Genomic DNA, 12,832 nt, shown 5'->3' with positions numbered 1-12,832 from the left:
AAAAGCCCCCGCACGCCCGGCGTGTCGGGGGCTTTTGCGTCTGCTCGCCAGGGCGTGCGGGCTAGTTGATCAGCGGGTCGCGTGGCATGCCAAGTATCCGCTCGGCGATCTGATTGCGGGTCACCTCGGAGGTACCGCCGGCGATGGCCATGCCCCGGGCGCCCATGATCAAGCGGCCCGACAGCACGCCCGGCCCGTCGAGCACCGCGACCTCGGGCCCTACCAGCGCCGCCATGATCGCCGCGCCCTCGACCATGTGCTCGGCCAACTTCAGCTTGGTCACGTTGCCTTCTGGACCCGGGCCCGCTCCTTCGACGCTGCGCGCGAGGCGGCGCAAATTCAGCAGTCGCAGGGCATTCTCCTCAGCAAGGTACGCCCCTACCCGAATTCTCCCGCCCTCCAACCGATCCGGATGGTCCCAGACCAGCTGAACCAACTGCGCCGCCAACCCCTCGTAGAAAGATCCGCTGCCGCCGATGCTGACCCGCTCGTTGCCCAGCGTTGCCCTCGCGACCGTCCAGCCCGAATTGGGCGGCCCGACGACATCCTCGTCGGGCACAAACAAGTCGCTGAAGAACACCTCATTGAAGTCCGAGCCACCGGTGATCTGCCGCAGCGGGCGAACCTCGACCTCGGGCGCCTTCATGTCGACGATCACCGTGGTGATGCCGGCGTGCTTGGGCACCTCCGGGTCGGTGCGTACGGTGGCCAGGCCGCGGGCGCAGTAGTGGGCCCCACTGGTCCACACCTTCTGCCCGTTGACCTTCCAGCCGCCATCCACCCGGGTGGCCCGGGTCTTGATGGACGCCGCGTCCGAACCGGCGTCGGGCTCGGAGAACAGCTGGCACCAGATCTCGTCTTTACGGAGCGCCTTCTCGACGAATCGTTCTATCTGCCAAGGCGTTCCGTGCTGGATCAAGGTCAGGATCACCCAGCTGGTGATGCCATAGTCGGGACGCTTGATGCCCGCCGCACGGAATTCCTCTTCGATGACCAACTGTTCGACCGCGTCCGCGGCGCGACCCCAAGGCTTGGGCCAGTGCGGCATCACATAGCCCGTTTCGATCAGCTTGTCGCGCTGCGCGTGCTTGTCCAGTGCGGCGATCTCGGCGGCGTCGGCACGAATTCTGGTGCGCAACTCCTCGGCCTCTGGCGGCAGGTCCAGGCTGTTCTCCCGAGCGGCACCGGCGGCCGTGCGCTCGAACACGTCGCGGGCCGGCGCGTCACCGCCGAACAGTGCCGTGGTCACCAACGCTCGGCGCAGATGCAAATGCGCATCGTGCTCCCAGGTGAAACCGATACCGCCATGCACCTGGATGTTCAGTTCCGCATTGCGCGCGTACGCCGGAAAGGCCAGCGCTGCCGCCGAAGCGGCCGCCAGCCGAAACTGGTCCTCATCCTCGGATGCCGCGCGGGAGGCGTCCCATACCGCTGCGATCGCCGACTCGACGCCGACCAACATGTTCGCGCAGTGATGCTTAACCGCCTGGAACGTGGCGATGGTGCGGCCAAACTGCTGGCGCACCTTGGCATAGTCGACGGCGGCTTCGACGCAGTCGGCCGCCCCACCGACTGCTTCGGCGGCCAGCAGCGTTCGGGCGCGGGCCTGCGCCGATTCCCGCGCTCCCGGCAGGATGTCGTCGGCGGAGACACTCACCTTCTGGAGTCGGACCCGGCCGGAGCGCCGAGTCGGATCCAAATTCTCAGGGACCTCGACCGAGACTCCGGCACGCTCGCGTTCCACCACCAGCACGTCGTCACCCGCTGCGATCAACAGCATGTCGCCCAGGCCCGCACCTAACACCAGTCCGGCCTCGCCGTCGGCCACGCCATCGTTGAGTCCTACGTGGCCTTCCAGACCGATGCCAGCAGTGACGGTTCCGTCGATCAGCCCCGGGAGCAGCCGCGACTTTTGCTCGGCGGTGCCGTCTTTGGCGATCACCGCCGACGCGATGACGGTCGGCACGAACGGGCCCGGCGCCACCGCACGGCCGAGTTCGTCGATGACGACCACGAGCTCGGGCAGCCCGTAGCCCGAGCCGCCGTATTCCTCGTCGATGTGCAAGCCGAGCCAGCCCAGTTCGACGATGCCCTGCCAGAACGGAGGTCGGGCCTCCTCGGGCGCGTCGAGCAGGGACCTCGCCGCCGAACGCGCCTTCTGCGACGTCAGGAAGCCGCGGGCGACCTCGGCGAGTTCGCGATGGTCATCAGTCAGTGCGATACCCATTCGAGGGCCTTCCTCTTAGAAGCAATAGGCCGGTCGGAAAGAGTGTACTTAAATGCGGTTGCCTCCCAACCGGGTGGTCGGCCCAAACGACGACCATCGCATCACTTAGGCGCGAAACGCTGTCCGGCGTCCAGCCGTAGGCACTGGCCGTTCAGCATCGGGTTGTCCACGATGGCCGCCACGAGTTTGGCGTACTCCTCCGGGCGGCCCAGCCGCTTGGGGAACGCCGCGTCCTTGGTCAGCGCGGTGGCGTACTCGTCCGGAATGCCCTTGGTCAACCCGGTGGCGAACAAGCTTGGCGCGATGGCTAATACGCGGATGCCCAGCGATCCGAGATCGCGTGCCATGGTCAGGCACATGCCGGCGATGCCCGCTTTGGCCGCGGTGTAGGCGACCTGACCGATCTGGCCCTCGAATGCCGCGATCGACGCGGTGTTGATGATGACGCCGCGCTCCTCGTCCTCCGGCTCGTTGCGGCTCATGTGGTCTGCCGCCAGCCGGCTGATGTTGAACGTGGCGATGAGATTGAGGTCGATCACCGACTGGAAGGACTCGAGATCGTGCGGACCGGACTTCGACATCGTCCGCTTGGCGATGCCACCGCCGGCCGTCGTCACCGTGACGTGCAGGCCGCCGAGACTGTCGACCGCGGACTGCAGGGTCTCCTCGGTACCGGCGAAATCGGTGACGTCCACCGGATAGAAGGAGCCACCGATGCCGGCGGCGACGTCCTTGCCGTCCGAACCTTCGCGATCCAGCACCGCGACACTCGCCCCGCGGGCGGCCAGTAGTTCGGCGCTGGCGCGGCCCATGCCCGAGGCGCCGCCGATGACGACCACCTTCTTGCCGTTGATCTCCATTCAAACCTCCTTGACAGGTTTCGATTGCCCGGCTTCTCCTCATCGCGCTGCGCGCTCTGCATCGTCGCCGGGCGTTTCGATTGCCCGGCTTCTCCTCATCGCGCTGCGCGCTCTGCATCGTCGCCGGGCGTAGCTGCACGTTATCGCGGCCGTGCGTGACGTTGTCGGCCAGGCGTGTGAAGGTGGGCTGTGCTGCTGATCGACGTGGCGACGACCTCGGCCGAAGTGGGTGGCTCCGCTTCGCGGCTGGCCAAAGTCGCGCGGATCGCCGACTTGCTCAGCCGGGCCGCAACCGATCCCATGCTGGTCGCGATCATCGTGTCGTGGCTTTCCGGGGAGCTGCCGCAACGCCAAATCGGTATCGGCTGGGCGGCTTTGCGGTCTCTACCGTCCCCCGCGGCGCAGCCGAGCCTGACCGTAACCGGCGTCGACGCCACCTTCTCGACGATCGGCGCCGTCTCGGGCAAGGGCTCGCAGGCGCGACGCGCCGAGCTTGTTGCCGGATTGTTCGCGTCCGCAACAGAGGTCGAGCAGACGTTTCTGCGACGGCTGCTCACCGGTGAGCTGCGCCAGGGCGCGCTGGCCGGCGTGATGGCCGATGCGGTCGCCGCCGCCGCGCAGATCCCCGCCACGGCCGTGCGGCGCGCGGCGATGCTGGGCGGACACCTGCCCGCGGTCGCCGCCGCGGGCCTTACCGGCGGCACAGTGGCACTGGACGCCTTCACCCTGCGGGTGGGCCGACCTGTCGGCCCGATGCTGGCGCAGACCGCGGCAAGCGTCACCGAGGCGCTCGAAAAACTGGGCGGCACAGCAGCGTTCGAGGCAAAGCTGGATGGCGCACGGGTGCAGGTGCACCGGGCGGGTAATCAGGTGACGGTCTACACCCGAAGCCTCGACGACGTCACCGCCCGGCTGCCCGAGGTGGTCGAGGCGACGCTGGCGCTACCGGTCACCGACTTGATCGCCGACGGGGAGGCGATCGCGTTGCGCCCAGACGGCCGGCCGCAGCCCTTCCAGGTCACCGGATCGCGATTCGGCCGATCCGTCGATGTCCCGGCCGCCCGCGCGAGCCAGCCGCTGTCGGTGTTCTTCTTCGACATCCTGCACTGCGACGGGGTCGACCTCCTCGACGCAGCCGCCAGCGAGCGGATGGTGGTGCTCGACCAGATCACGTCCGCGCAGCACCGGGTCGATCGGCTGGTCACCTCGGATCCGGCCGCCGCGGCCGATTTCCTGGAGGCGACGCTGGCCGCGCGCCACGAGGGCGTGATGGCCAAGTCGTTGACCGCGCGCTACGAGGCGGGCCGCCGCGGCGCCGGCTGGCTCAAGGTCAAACCGGTCCACACCCTCGACCTGGTGGTGCTGGCCGTCGAGTGGGGCTCGGGCCGGCGTCGGGGGAAGCTGTCCAATATTCATCTGGGCGCTCGTGACCCGGCCAGCGGTGGCTACGTGATGCTGGGTAAGACGTTCAAGGGGATGACCGACGCGATGCTGGACTGGCAAACCACACGGTTTACCGAACTGGCCGTCGGTGGAACCGATAGCTATGTCGTGCAGCTGCGACCCGAGCAAGTGGTCGAGGTGGCGTTCGACGGGGTTCAGCAGTCGTCGCGCTACCCCGGCGGTTTGGCGCTGCGGTTCGCCCGGGTGCTGCGCTACCGGGACGACAAGGGTCCGGACCAGGCCGACACCATCCACACCGTGCGCGCCCTCCATCAGAGCTGAACCAGCGGTTGCGCGACCGTGAACGTCGCGACGCGACACGCCGATGGAGACATGGGCATGTTCACAGGCGCGTAGGGTCCCGGCCGTGGAAGGGCACAACGGGCACGTCAGCTACATCCACGCCGACGCTGACCTGCCGCCCGTCGCAATCATCGACCGCTCACCGATCAGTACCCGCCACAAGATCATCTTCGGGGCTATCGCGCTGCTCGGTGCAGTGGCCTGGGCGGTCATCGCCTTCGTCCGCGGTGAGACGGTCAACGCGGTCTGGTTTGTCGTCGCGGCGATCTGCACCTACGTCATCGGGTACCGCTTCTATGCGCGGCTCATCGAGACAAAAATCGTCCAGCCGCGCGACGACCAGGCCACCCCAGCGGAAATCTTCGAAAACGGCACTGACTATGTGCCCACCGACCGGCGGGTGCTCTTCGGTCATCACTTCGCCGCCATCGCGGGGGCGGGGCCGTTGGTCGGCCCGGTTCTCGCCACCCAGATGGGCTATCTGCCCAGTGCGATCTGGATCATCGTCGGTGCGGTGCTCGGTGGCTGCGTGCAGGACTACTTGGTGTTGTGGATCTCCACCCGGCGACGCGGCCGTACCCTCGGCCAGATTGCCCGCGACGAGCTCGGCGCCATCGGCGGGGCGGCCGCCCTCATCGGAATCTTCATCATCATGGTGATCATCATCGCCGTGCTGGCACTGGTGGTGGTGCGGGCGCTGCAGCAAAGCCCGTGGGGTGTGTTCTCGATCGCGATGACCATCCCGATCGCGATTTTCATGGGCTGCTACTTGCGGTTCATCCGCCCTGGCCGGATATCCGAGGTGTCGCTGATCGGATGCGTGCTGCTGCTGCTCGCGGTCGCCAGCGGAAACTGGGTTGCCGAAACTGGTTGGGGTGCAGTGTGGTTTAACTTCTCACCGGTTACCTTGTCGTGGTTCGTCATCGTCTACGGATTCGTGGCGTCGGTGCTGCCGGTCTGGTTGCTGCTCGCACCGCGCGACTACCTGTCGACGTTCATGAAGGTCGGCACCATCGTCCTGCTGGCCGTCGGCATCCTGATCGCCCACCCGGCCATGGAGGCGCCGGCGATTTCGCGTTTCGCCAGCCGCGGCAATGGCCCGGTATTCGCCGGCTCGCTGTTCCCGTTCCTGTTCATCACCATCGCGTGCGGGGCGCTGTCGGGGTTTCACGCGTTGATCTCGTCCGGGACGACGCCGAAGCTGCTCGAGAAGGAAAGCCAGATGCGGCTGATCGGCTACGGTGGCATGCTCACCGAGTCGTTCGTCGCCGTCATGGCATTAATCACCGCGTCGATCCTCAACCAGCACATGTACTTCGCCCTCAACGCGCCGGTCGCCAAGACCGGCGCGACGACAACCACGGCCGCGCACTACGTCAACGGCTTGGGGTTGTCCGGTACGCCGGTCACCGGAGAACAGATTCGCGCCGCCGCCGCCGGCGTCGGCGAGCAGTCGATCGTGTCACGCACCGGAGGCGCCCCGACCCTGGCATTCGGGATGTCGCAGGTGCTCCATCAAGTGTTCGGCGGGACGGGCCTCAAGGCGTTCTGGTATCACTTCGCGATTATGTTCGAGGCCTTATTCATCCTGACCACCGTCGATGCCGGCCCCCGGGTCGCGCGTTTCATGCTCTCCGATGCGCTGGGCAATCTGGGCGGTCCGCTGGCCAAACTGCGTAATCCGAGCTGGCGTCCGGGCGCGTGGGGCTGCAGCCTGGCCGTTGCCGCGTCGTGGGGCAGCATGCTGCTGATCGGCACGACCGATCCGCTCGGCGGCATCAACTCGCTTTTCCCGCTGTTCGGTATTGCCAACCAGCTGCTGGCCGGTATCGCATTGACGGTGATCACCGTCGTCGTCATCAAGAAAGGTCTGCTGAAGTGGGCGTGGATACCCGGCATTCCGCTGGTATGGGGGCTTGCTGTCACGTTGACGGCGTCGTGGCAGAAGGTCTTCTCGTCAGATCCCAACCTGGGCTATTGGACTCAACATTCTCAGTACGCCGCTGCCAAGGCATCCGGTAAGACCGCGTTCGGCTCGGCGAAGACGCCCGATCAGCTGAGCGACGTGATCAGAAACTCCTTTATCCAGGGCACGCTGTCGATCATCTTTGCCAGCGTCGTAGTAATAGTGCTCGCAGCCGCAATTATCGTGACGTACAGGGCAATTCGTGGCTCCGGCAAGCCGCTGACCGAAGACGACCCGGTGCCGTCAAGGATGTTCGCACCCTCCGGCATGATCCCCACTGTGGTGGAACGGGAGGTGCAAAGACGATGGGACGCGCTGCGCGTGACGCCGTTGGGGTGATCCGGTTGCGCCGTATCGCCCGCGGAATCTCGTGGTACTGGGGCACCGTGATGGGCGACACCCACTACCGGCGCTACCTCGACTACCGCCGACGGACGCACCCGGGCGAACCGGTGCTGTCCGAGCGGGACTACTGGCGGGAGCGATACCGCGCCGAGCCCGGCGCGCGGTGCTGCTGAGAAAGCGGCGCCCGACGTGCCGTGACACCGCGCGTCTTTCCGGAGGTTAAACCTCGGCCGACGAAGGTTACGGCAAGATGTACGGGGGAATGCATTCTGTCGTCGGCGGGAGTCCACTTTGGTGTCAGTCACGACCGGTCGAAAAATCCAGGTCTTGGCGCGCGAACCACAGTCCGCAGCGCTCCGACGGCCGCATGGCGCCAGGGACCTCCATGCCGTGCCGGTCGAGCCGGTCGGGGCCGCCGAACAGGTTGACGCTGGGACAACGCACCAGCGTCGGCTGACGCTGGTCCGGCGGACGGCGATCACCAGCTGGGCCCTCGTCGTGACCTACCGGACTTTGACTGACGGGCTCGCATTCAACCGCGAACTGCTGCTGCTCTACATCGCCACCGGGCTCATCGCCGCTAGCATCGGTCGCGGGCACAAAGTTTTTGCGGTCGTGTGCGATTGGCTCCCATTCGCGTTAGTGCTGCTGGTGTATGACTTCAGCCGGGGGGCGGCCGCACTGCTCGGAGCGCCAACACTTTGGCATTTCCAGCCCCAGGCGGATCGATGGTTGTTCTTCGGCACCGTCCCGACCGTGTGGTTGCAGGAGCGCATCAAGATGCCGCAACCGCCGTGGTGGGAAGTCATCATCAGCGGCGTCTACATGTCGTTTTTCATCCTGCCCTATGCGGTCGCCGGAGTGCTGTGGCTGCGCAACCGAAACGACTGGGCAGCGTTTGTCCGGCGGTTCGTCGCGTTGTCCTTCGCCGCGCTCGTCGTCTACATCGTTTCGCCGGCCGCACCGCCGTGGGCAGCCGCGCGCTGCACACCGGCCGACATCGCCGGTGGCCCGTCCAGCCCGCGCTGCATGTTCAGAGGTCCCGGACACGTCCCTCACGGCGGGCTGCTGGGCCCGATGCGCAGAAGCCAGCCCGGTGCGCAGCTGTTCGTTGAGCGGATCTCGACTCGCGGCTGGGGAACGCTGCATCTGCAATCGGCCGGCGCACTGGTCAACTCCGGACAGGCCAGCGTGAATCTGGTCGCGGCGATTCCCTCGTTGCACGCCGCACTGACCGCGATGATCTCGGTGTTCCTGTGGCGACGCGTCAAGCGCAGGTGGCGGCCGGTGCTGGTGGCTTACCCGTTGGCAATGGCCTTCGTACTCGTGTACTCCGCGGAGCACTTCGTGATCGACATCCTGCTGGGCTGGGCGCTCGCTGCGATGGTGTCGCTGGTCTTCGGTTGGCTTGACACCTGGTGGTCGCGGCGCCGCACCCCGAAGTCAGGCCTGGCTAAGCCAACGGGCGATCTTGGCGGCGGCCTCACCGTAGAAGGTGCGGTAGACGCGGTCGGCGACGTAACCGATGTGTGGGGTGGCGACCACGGTGTCCAGCGAGCGCAGCGGGTGCCTGGCCGGCAACGGCTCGGTGTCGAAGACGTCGAGGCCGGACCCGGCCAGCCGGTGCGACCGCAACGCGTCGACGAGAGCTGGCTCATCGACGATCGGGCCGCGCGATGTGTTAACTAGCAACGCCGTCGGTTTCATCAGTCCCAATTCGGCGGCGCCGACCAGACCACGAGTGCGCTCGCTGAGCACCAGATGGATGGTCAGAACGTCGGCGCGACTGAACAACTCGTCTTTGGATACGTAGGTCGCCCCGGATTGTTCGGCGGCCTGCGGGGTCAAGTTCGTGCTCCACGCGAGAACGTCCATGCCGAACGCCGACCCGACCCGCGCCACCCGGCTGCCGATCCGTCCCAGGCCCAACACGCCCAGCACCGTCCCGCCGAGTTGACGACCGACCGAGGATTGCCAACCGCCGTCGCGCACCGAAAGGCACTCGTCGACGATCCGGCGCGCGGTGGCAAGGATCAGCGCCCAGGTCAGTTCGACCGTCGACTCCACATAGCCGCCGGTCGTGCTGACGTAGATGCCGCGTTCCTTGGCGGCCGCGACGTCGATGGAAGCGTTGAACGGCCCGGTGGAGGCGATCATCTTCAGTCGTGGCAGGCGCTCGATGACGGTACGCGGCAGCGGTGTGCGCTCACGCATCACGCACACCACATCGAACGGCGCCAGCCCGTTTACGACGGCGTCCTGATCGGCCAGGTGATCGTTGAAGACGGTGATGTCGGCGCGCGCCGCCACCTCAGACCAGTCGGCCATGCTCAGCGCGACATTCTGGTAGTCGTCGAGGATCGCGACCCGCATCGTGCCAATGTCCCACATGCGGTTTGAGGCGGTAGCAGGTCGGGTAAATACCCCTCGACGCAAACCAGCGTAACCATAAGTCATCAAGAGGAAGCAGAAGCGCATGGGCGCCCACGACAAAGTGAGCAACAAGATTGACGACGTCGCCGGCAAGGCGAAAGAGGCCGTCGGCAAGGCCACCGGAGACCGCAGCACCGAAAGCGAAGGCAAGATCGACCAGGCGAAGTCGAGCCTGAAAGACGCGGGCGAAAAGGTAAAGGACGCCTTCAAGAAGTAGGCCACAACGAACTAGCGCAGAGGACGGCCACCGGTGGTTGCGGCGACCCCGGTGGTCTTCCGTTGGTTAATCAGTGCTCACCCGATGCATTGCTTTCCGGAGGTTCGTTGACGCCAAATATGAACGGCGCGAACACGATTTCGCGGCCGTCAGGATCGCGATAGGTGACGGCGCCCGTCGCGGCCCAATACGGATGGGACTCGGTTGGCTGTAGTCCCACCGCCGAAAGCCGCGCTGTCGCTTGCTGCTGTGCGGTCGCATCGGGGAAATACAGGCACAGCTGGTCGCCGGCGTCGACCGCGACGGGTTCGTCGGCCTCGACGATCTCAAAGGTCAGCGCGGTTCCGGGCAGCCCGAATATCGCGCCGTTGCTGCCGTAGCTATCCCCGAACGTGGCATTGAGCGGCAGTCCGACCAGGTCGCGGTAAAACTGGACGGTTGACTCGAAATGCGCGGAGCGGCGGGCGAATCGGATCGCACCGATCAAGGCCAATTCGTCGGGCCAGCCGGTCGCCGGCAGGGGTTGTTCAGTCATAGCGTCGACGTTAAGACCTCAACCTTACTTCAGGTCAAGCGCTTGACGCGGTGGCTCGAGTAGAAGTACACATTGCCGATGTCCACCTGGCTCATCACCGGCTGTTCAAGCGGGCTGGGCCACGCGCTCGCCGAAGCGGTTATCGGCGCCGGCCACAACGCCGTCGTCACCGCTCGTAACGTCACCAGCGTTGCCGACCTGTCCGACGCGTCGCCCGAGCGTGTGCTCGCCGTCGCCCTTGACGTCACCAAGCCTGAGCAAGTCGCCTCGGCGGTGCAGCAGGCTCAACAGCGGTTCGGCGGCGTCGACGTCCTGGTCAACAATGCCGGCTATGGTTACCGCTCCGCCGTCGAAGAAGGCGACGATGCCGACATCCGCACCCTGTTCGAAACGCACTTCTTCGGCACCGTCGCGATGATCAAGGCTGTCCTGCCGGGCATGCGGGGTCGCCGGAGCGGCGCCATCGTCAACATCTCCTCGATCGGTGCTCAATTGACCCCGGTTGGATCGGGCTATTACTCGGCAGCGAAGGCCGCGATCGGAGGCCTCAGTGGGGCGCTGCGTGGTGAGCTCGCCCCGCTTGGCATCTCGGTCACCGTCGTTGAGCCGGGCGCATTCCGCACCGACTTCGCCGGACGCTCACTCGCCCAGTCGGCCACGGTAATCGACGACTACGCCGCCACAGCCGGGCAGCGTCGCAAAGAGCACGACACCATGGATGGCAACCAGCCCGGGGACCCCGCCAAGGCTGGCGCCGCAATCATCACCGCCGTCGAATCAGCTGAGCCCCCGGCATTTCTGCTCCTCGGGGCCGATGCCCTCGCCGCTCACCGCTACGTCGCCGAGGAGCGCACGAAGGAGATCGCGAACTGGGAACGGCTGACCACCAGCACCGACTTCGACTCCTGAGCGGCTCTGTCAGCGGTCCGGCTCTTGGCTATCTCGCCGTGGCCGGGCATTCTTTTCGGTATGCATCTGATCAACGGAGTCCGTGACCCGGCAACAAGTTTTCCGCTCGACACTGTCGTCGACGATGCGGGCGAACGTCGGCAGGCCAATCGCGCGGTCGCAGTCAGCGCGGTCGGACTGGCGCTGACCGGGCTGGTCGAATTGGCGATCGCGCTGTTATCGGGGTCGGTAGCACTGCTGGGCGATGCGCTGCACAACTTGTCGGATGTCTCGACCAGCGCCCTGGTGTTCGTCGGATTCCGGGCATCACGCCACCTGCCCACCGAGCGCTATCCCTACGGCTACGAGCGCGCCGAAGACCTCGCCGGAATCGGTGTGGGACTGGTGATTTGGGGCAGCGCTCTGGTCGCCGGTTTTGAAAGCGTCCACAAGCTGCTGCGTCACGGCGGCACGGGCCACGTCGGCTGGGGCATCGCTGCCGCGGCAGTGGGCATTGCAGGCAATCAAGTTGTGGCGCGCTACAAACTGACGGTGGGCCGACGGATCCGCTCCGCGACCATGGTGGCCGACGCCAAGCATTCGTGGCTGGATGCGTTGTCCTCGGCCGGGGCGATGCTCGGGCTGATCGGCGTGGCTGTTGGTTGGGCTTGGGCCGACGCGGTCGCGGGCATCGTGGTTACCGGATTCATCTGCCACGTGGGCTACGAGGTAACCACCGATATCGCGCACCGGCTGCTCGATGGCGTGGAACCGGAGATCATCACGACCGCCGAAGCCACCGCCATCGCGGTACCCGGTGTGCAGCATGCGCATGCTCGAGCCCGCTGGACCGGGCGCACTTTACGTGTCGAGGTGGAAGGCTTCCTCGACCCCGACACTCCGCTGGCTGCCGCCGATCAACTCGGTCGCAGCGTCGCCGCCGCACTGACAGCACGAATTCCCGAGATGCACAGCTTCACGTGGACGGCACGGGCCGCCTGACGGCGGCCTCGATGAGGACTTCCGCGGCAGACCGCGCGTGCAGCAACGGCGCAGTGTCGTTGAGCGACGTGCTCAATGACGTCGCACCTTCGAAGAGCACCGCCAGCTGATGGCCCAACTGGTAGGGGTCTTCTGCGCCGGCTTCCGCGGCCACGTCGGTGAGCCGCGAAATGAACTGCAGCTTGTGTTCGTGTACCACGTCGTGAATACCGGGCATCTGGTCAGCCGCCTCGACGGCCGCGTTGTGAAAAGGGCAGCCACGGAAACGATCGGCCGGCGGGCTGTCGAAGATCGCCAATAGGCGGTTGCGCGGGCTTGCACCAGGACTGTCGAGGGCCTTCTCGTTGGGCATCCCCCCGGTGTCGTGGATACGGCGCAGATACGCCTCGACCAGCCGCGTCTTGCTCCCGAAGAGCTGGTACATCGTGCGCTTTGACACGCCTGCCTCTTCTGCGATGCGTTCCACCCCCGTCGCGTGGATGCCTTCGCGGTAGAAGAGCGATCCGGCGGCGGACAGGATCCTTTCCTGCGCGTTTGCGCTGCTCGACGCAGAATCGGTGTGCTTATCGTTCATAGGACCGACAGTACACCGATCAGTTTTTTTACTGATGAA

Annotated in this window: 11 protein-coding genes and 1 pseudogene; 7 read left to right on the top strand and 5 right to left on the bottom strand. The window is 66.0% G+C overall.

The window, feature by feature from the left end; genetic code table 11:
- Positions 1-61 precede the first annotated feature (61 nt).
- Together ACLQI9_RS12385 and ACLQI9_RS12380 are read right to left on the bottom strand one after the other, a co-directional pair.
- Positions 62-2,227, bottom strand: a complete 2,166-nt coding sequence (locus tag ACLQI9_RS12385; protein ID WP_442378767.1) for an acyl-CoA dehydrogenase — start codon at positions 2,225-2,227, stop codon at positions 62-64.
- 101 nt (positions 2,228-2,328) lie between these two features.
- Positions 2,329-3,087: an SDR family NAD(P)-dependent oxidoreductase gene (locus tag ACLQI9_RS12380; protein WP_324435556.1), complete on the bottom strand. Its 759-nt coding sequence runs from the start codon at positions 3,085-3,087 to the stop codon at positions 2,329-2,331.
- A gap of 189 nt (positions 3,088-3,276) precedes the next feature.
- On the opposite strand from ACLQI9_RS12380, the gene ACLQI9_RS12375 reads away from it, so the two are divergent.
- From ACLQI9_RS12375 to ACLQI9_RS12360, 4 genes and pseudogenes are all read left to right on the top strand, one after another.
- Positions 3,277-4,812, top strand: coding sequence for an ATP-dependent DNA ligase (locus tag ACLQI9_RS12375; protein WP_442391713.1), 1,536 nt, complete (start codon positions 3,277-3,279; stop codon positions 4,810-4,812).
- Positions 4,813-4,855: 43 nt separating this feature from the next.
- Positions 4,856-7,138 (top strand): carbon starvation CstA family protein, encoded by a 2,283-nt coding sequence (locus ACLQI9_RS12370; protein WP_442391712.1) that lies wholly within the window; start codon positions 4,856-4,858, stop codon positions 7,136-7,138.
- A complete protein-coding gene (locus tag ACLQI9_RS12365) occupies positions 7,105-7,317 on the top strand; it encodes a YbdD/YjiX family protein (RefSeq protein WP_442384230.1) in 213 nt (70 codons plus the stop codon). Before ACLQI9_RS12370 ends, ACLQI9_RS12365 begins: the two co-directional genes overlap by 34 nt.
- Positions 7,318-7,924: 607 nt before the next feature.
- Positions 7,925-8,485 (top strand): annotated as a pseudogene (locus ACLQI9_RS12360) (phosphatase PAP2 family protein); the annotation flags it as partial.
- A 102-nt stretch (positions 8,486-8,587) separates the two neighbouring features.
- Here the strand turns inward: ACLQI9_RS12360 and ACLQI9_RS12355 are convergent.
- On the bottom strand, positions 8,588-9,517 hold the full coding sequence (locus tag ACLQI9_RS12355; RefSeq protein WP_442391711.1) for a D-2-hydroxyacid dehydrogenase family protein: 930 nt from the start codon (positions 9,515-9,517) through the stop codon (positions 8,588-8,590).
- A gap of 103 nt (positions 9,518-9,620) precedes the next feature.
- Between ACLQI9_RS12355 and ACLQI9_RS12350 the strand changes: the two genes are divergently transcribed.
- Positions 9,621-9,794: a CsbD family protein gene (locus ACLQI9_RS12350; protein WP_442384226.1), complete on the top strand. Its 174-nt coding sequence runs from the start codon at positions 9,621-9,623 to the stop codon at positions 9,792-9,794.
- Between the two features lie 70 nt (positions 9,795-9,864).
- On the opposite strand, the gene ACLQI9_RS12345 is transcribed toward ACLQI9_RS12350, so the two are convergent.
- Positions 9,865-10,329: a VOC family protein gene (locus ACLQI9_RS12345; RefSeq protein ID WP_442384224.1), complete on the bottom strand. Its 465-nt coding sequence runs from the start codon at positions 10,327-10,329 to the stop codon at positions 9,865-9,867.
- A 78-nt stretch (positions 10,330-10,407) separates the two neighbouring features.
- Between ACLQI9_RS12345 and ACLQI9_RS12340 the strand changes: the two genes are divergently transcribed.
- Both ACLQI9_RS12340 and ACLQI9_RS12335 read left to right on the top strand, forming a co-directional pair.
- Positions 10,408-11,238 (top strand): oxidoreductase, encoded by an 831-nt coding sequence (locus tag ACLQI9_RS12340; RefSeq protein ID WP_442384222.1) that lies wholly within the window; start codon positions 10,408-10,410, stop codon positions 11,236-11,238.
- A gap of 60 nt (positions 11,239-11,298) precedes the next feature.
- Positions 11,299-12,219: a cation diffusion facilitator family transporter gene (locus tag ACLQI9_RS12335; protein ID WP_442384250.1), complete on the top strand. Its 921-nt coding sequence runs from the start codon at positions 11,299-11,301 to the stop codon at positions 12,217-12,219.
- Here ACLQI9_RS12335 and ACLQI9_RS12330 read toward each other — a convergent pair.
- Complete coding sequence (locus tag ACLQI9_RS12330) at positions 12,194-12,793, bottom strand: TetR/AcrR family transcriptional regulator (protein ID WP_442384220.1); 600 nt, start codon at positions 12,791-12,793, stop codon at positions 12,194-12,196. The two genes, ACLQI9_RS12335 and ACLQI9_RS12330, sit on opposite strands and share 26 nt — an antisense overlap.
- Positions 12,794-12,832: the final 39 nt, after the last annotated feature.

The sequence above is a fragment of the Mycobacterium sp. genome (genome assembly GCF_052143115.1).
GTDB lineage: Bacteria > Actinomycetota > Actinomycetes > Mycobacteriales > Mycobacteriaceae > Mycobacterium.
This window is presented reverse-complemented; position numbering and strand designations above follow the sequence as displayed.

Bases quoted from the DNA above. Each gene is read 5' to 3' on its own strand.
- ACLQI9_RS12385 (WP_442378767.1), bottom strand. From the start codon at position 2,227: ATGGGTATCGCACTGACTGATGACCATCGCGAACTCGCCGAGGTCGCC.
- ACLQI9_RS12380 (WP_324435556.1), bottom strand. From the start codon at position 3,087: ATGGAGATCAACGGCAAGAAGGTGGTCGTCATCGGCGGCGCCTCGGGC.
- ACLQI9_RS12370 (WP_442391712.1), top strand. From the start codon at position 4,856: ATGGAGACATGGGCATGTTCACAGGCGCGTAGGGTCCCGGCCGTGGAA.
- ACLQI9_RS12365 (WP_442384230.1), top strand. From the start codon at position 7,105: ATGGGACGCGCTGCGCGTGACGCCGTTGGGGTGATCCGGTTGCGCCGT.
- ACLQI9_RS12355 (WP_442391711.1), bottom strand. From the start codon at position 9,517: ATGCGGGTCGCGATCCTCGACGACTACCAGAATGTCGCGCTGAGCATG.
- ACLQI9_RS12350 (WP_442384226.1), top strand. From the start codon at position 9,621: ATGGGCGCCCACGACAAAGTGAGCAACAAGATTGACGACGTCGCCGGC.
- ACLQI9_RS12345 (WP_442384224.1), bottom strand. From the start codon at position 10,329: ATGACTGAACAACCCCTGCCGGCGACCGGCTGGCCCGACGAATTGGCC.
- ACLQI9_RS12340 (WP_442384222.1), top strand. From the start codon at position 10,408: ATGTCCACCTGGCTCATCACCGGCTGTTCAAGCGGGCTGGGCCACGCG.
- ACLQI9_RS12335 (WP_442384250.1), top strand. From the start codon at position 11,299: ATGCATCTGATCAACGGAGTCCGTGACCCGGCAACAAGTTTTCCGCTC.
- ACLQI9_RS12330 (WP_442384220.1), bottom strand. From the start codon at position 12,793: ATGAACGATAAGCACACCGATTCTGCGTCGAGCAGCGCAAACGCGCAG.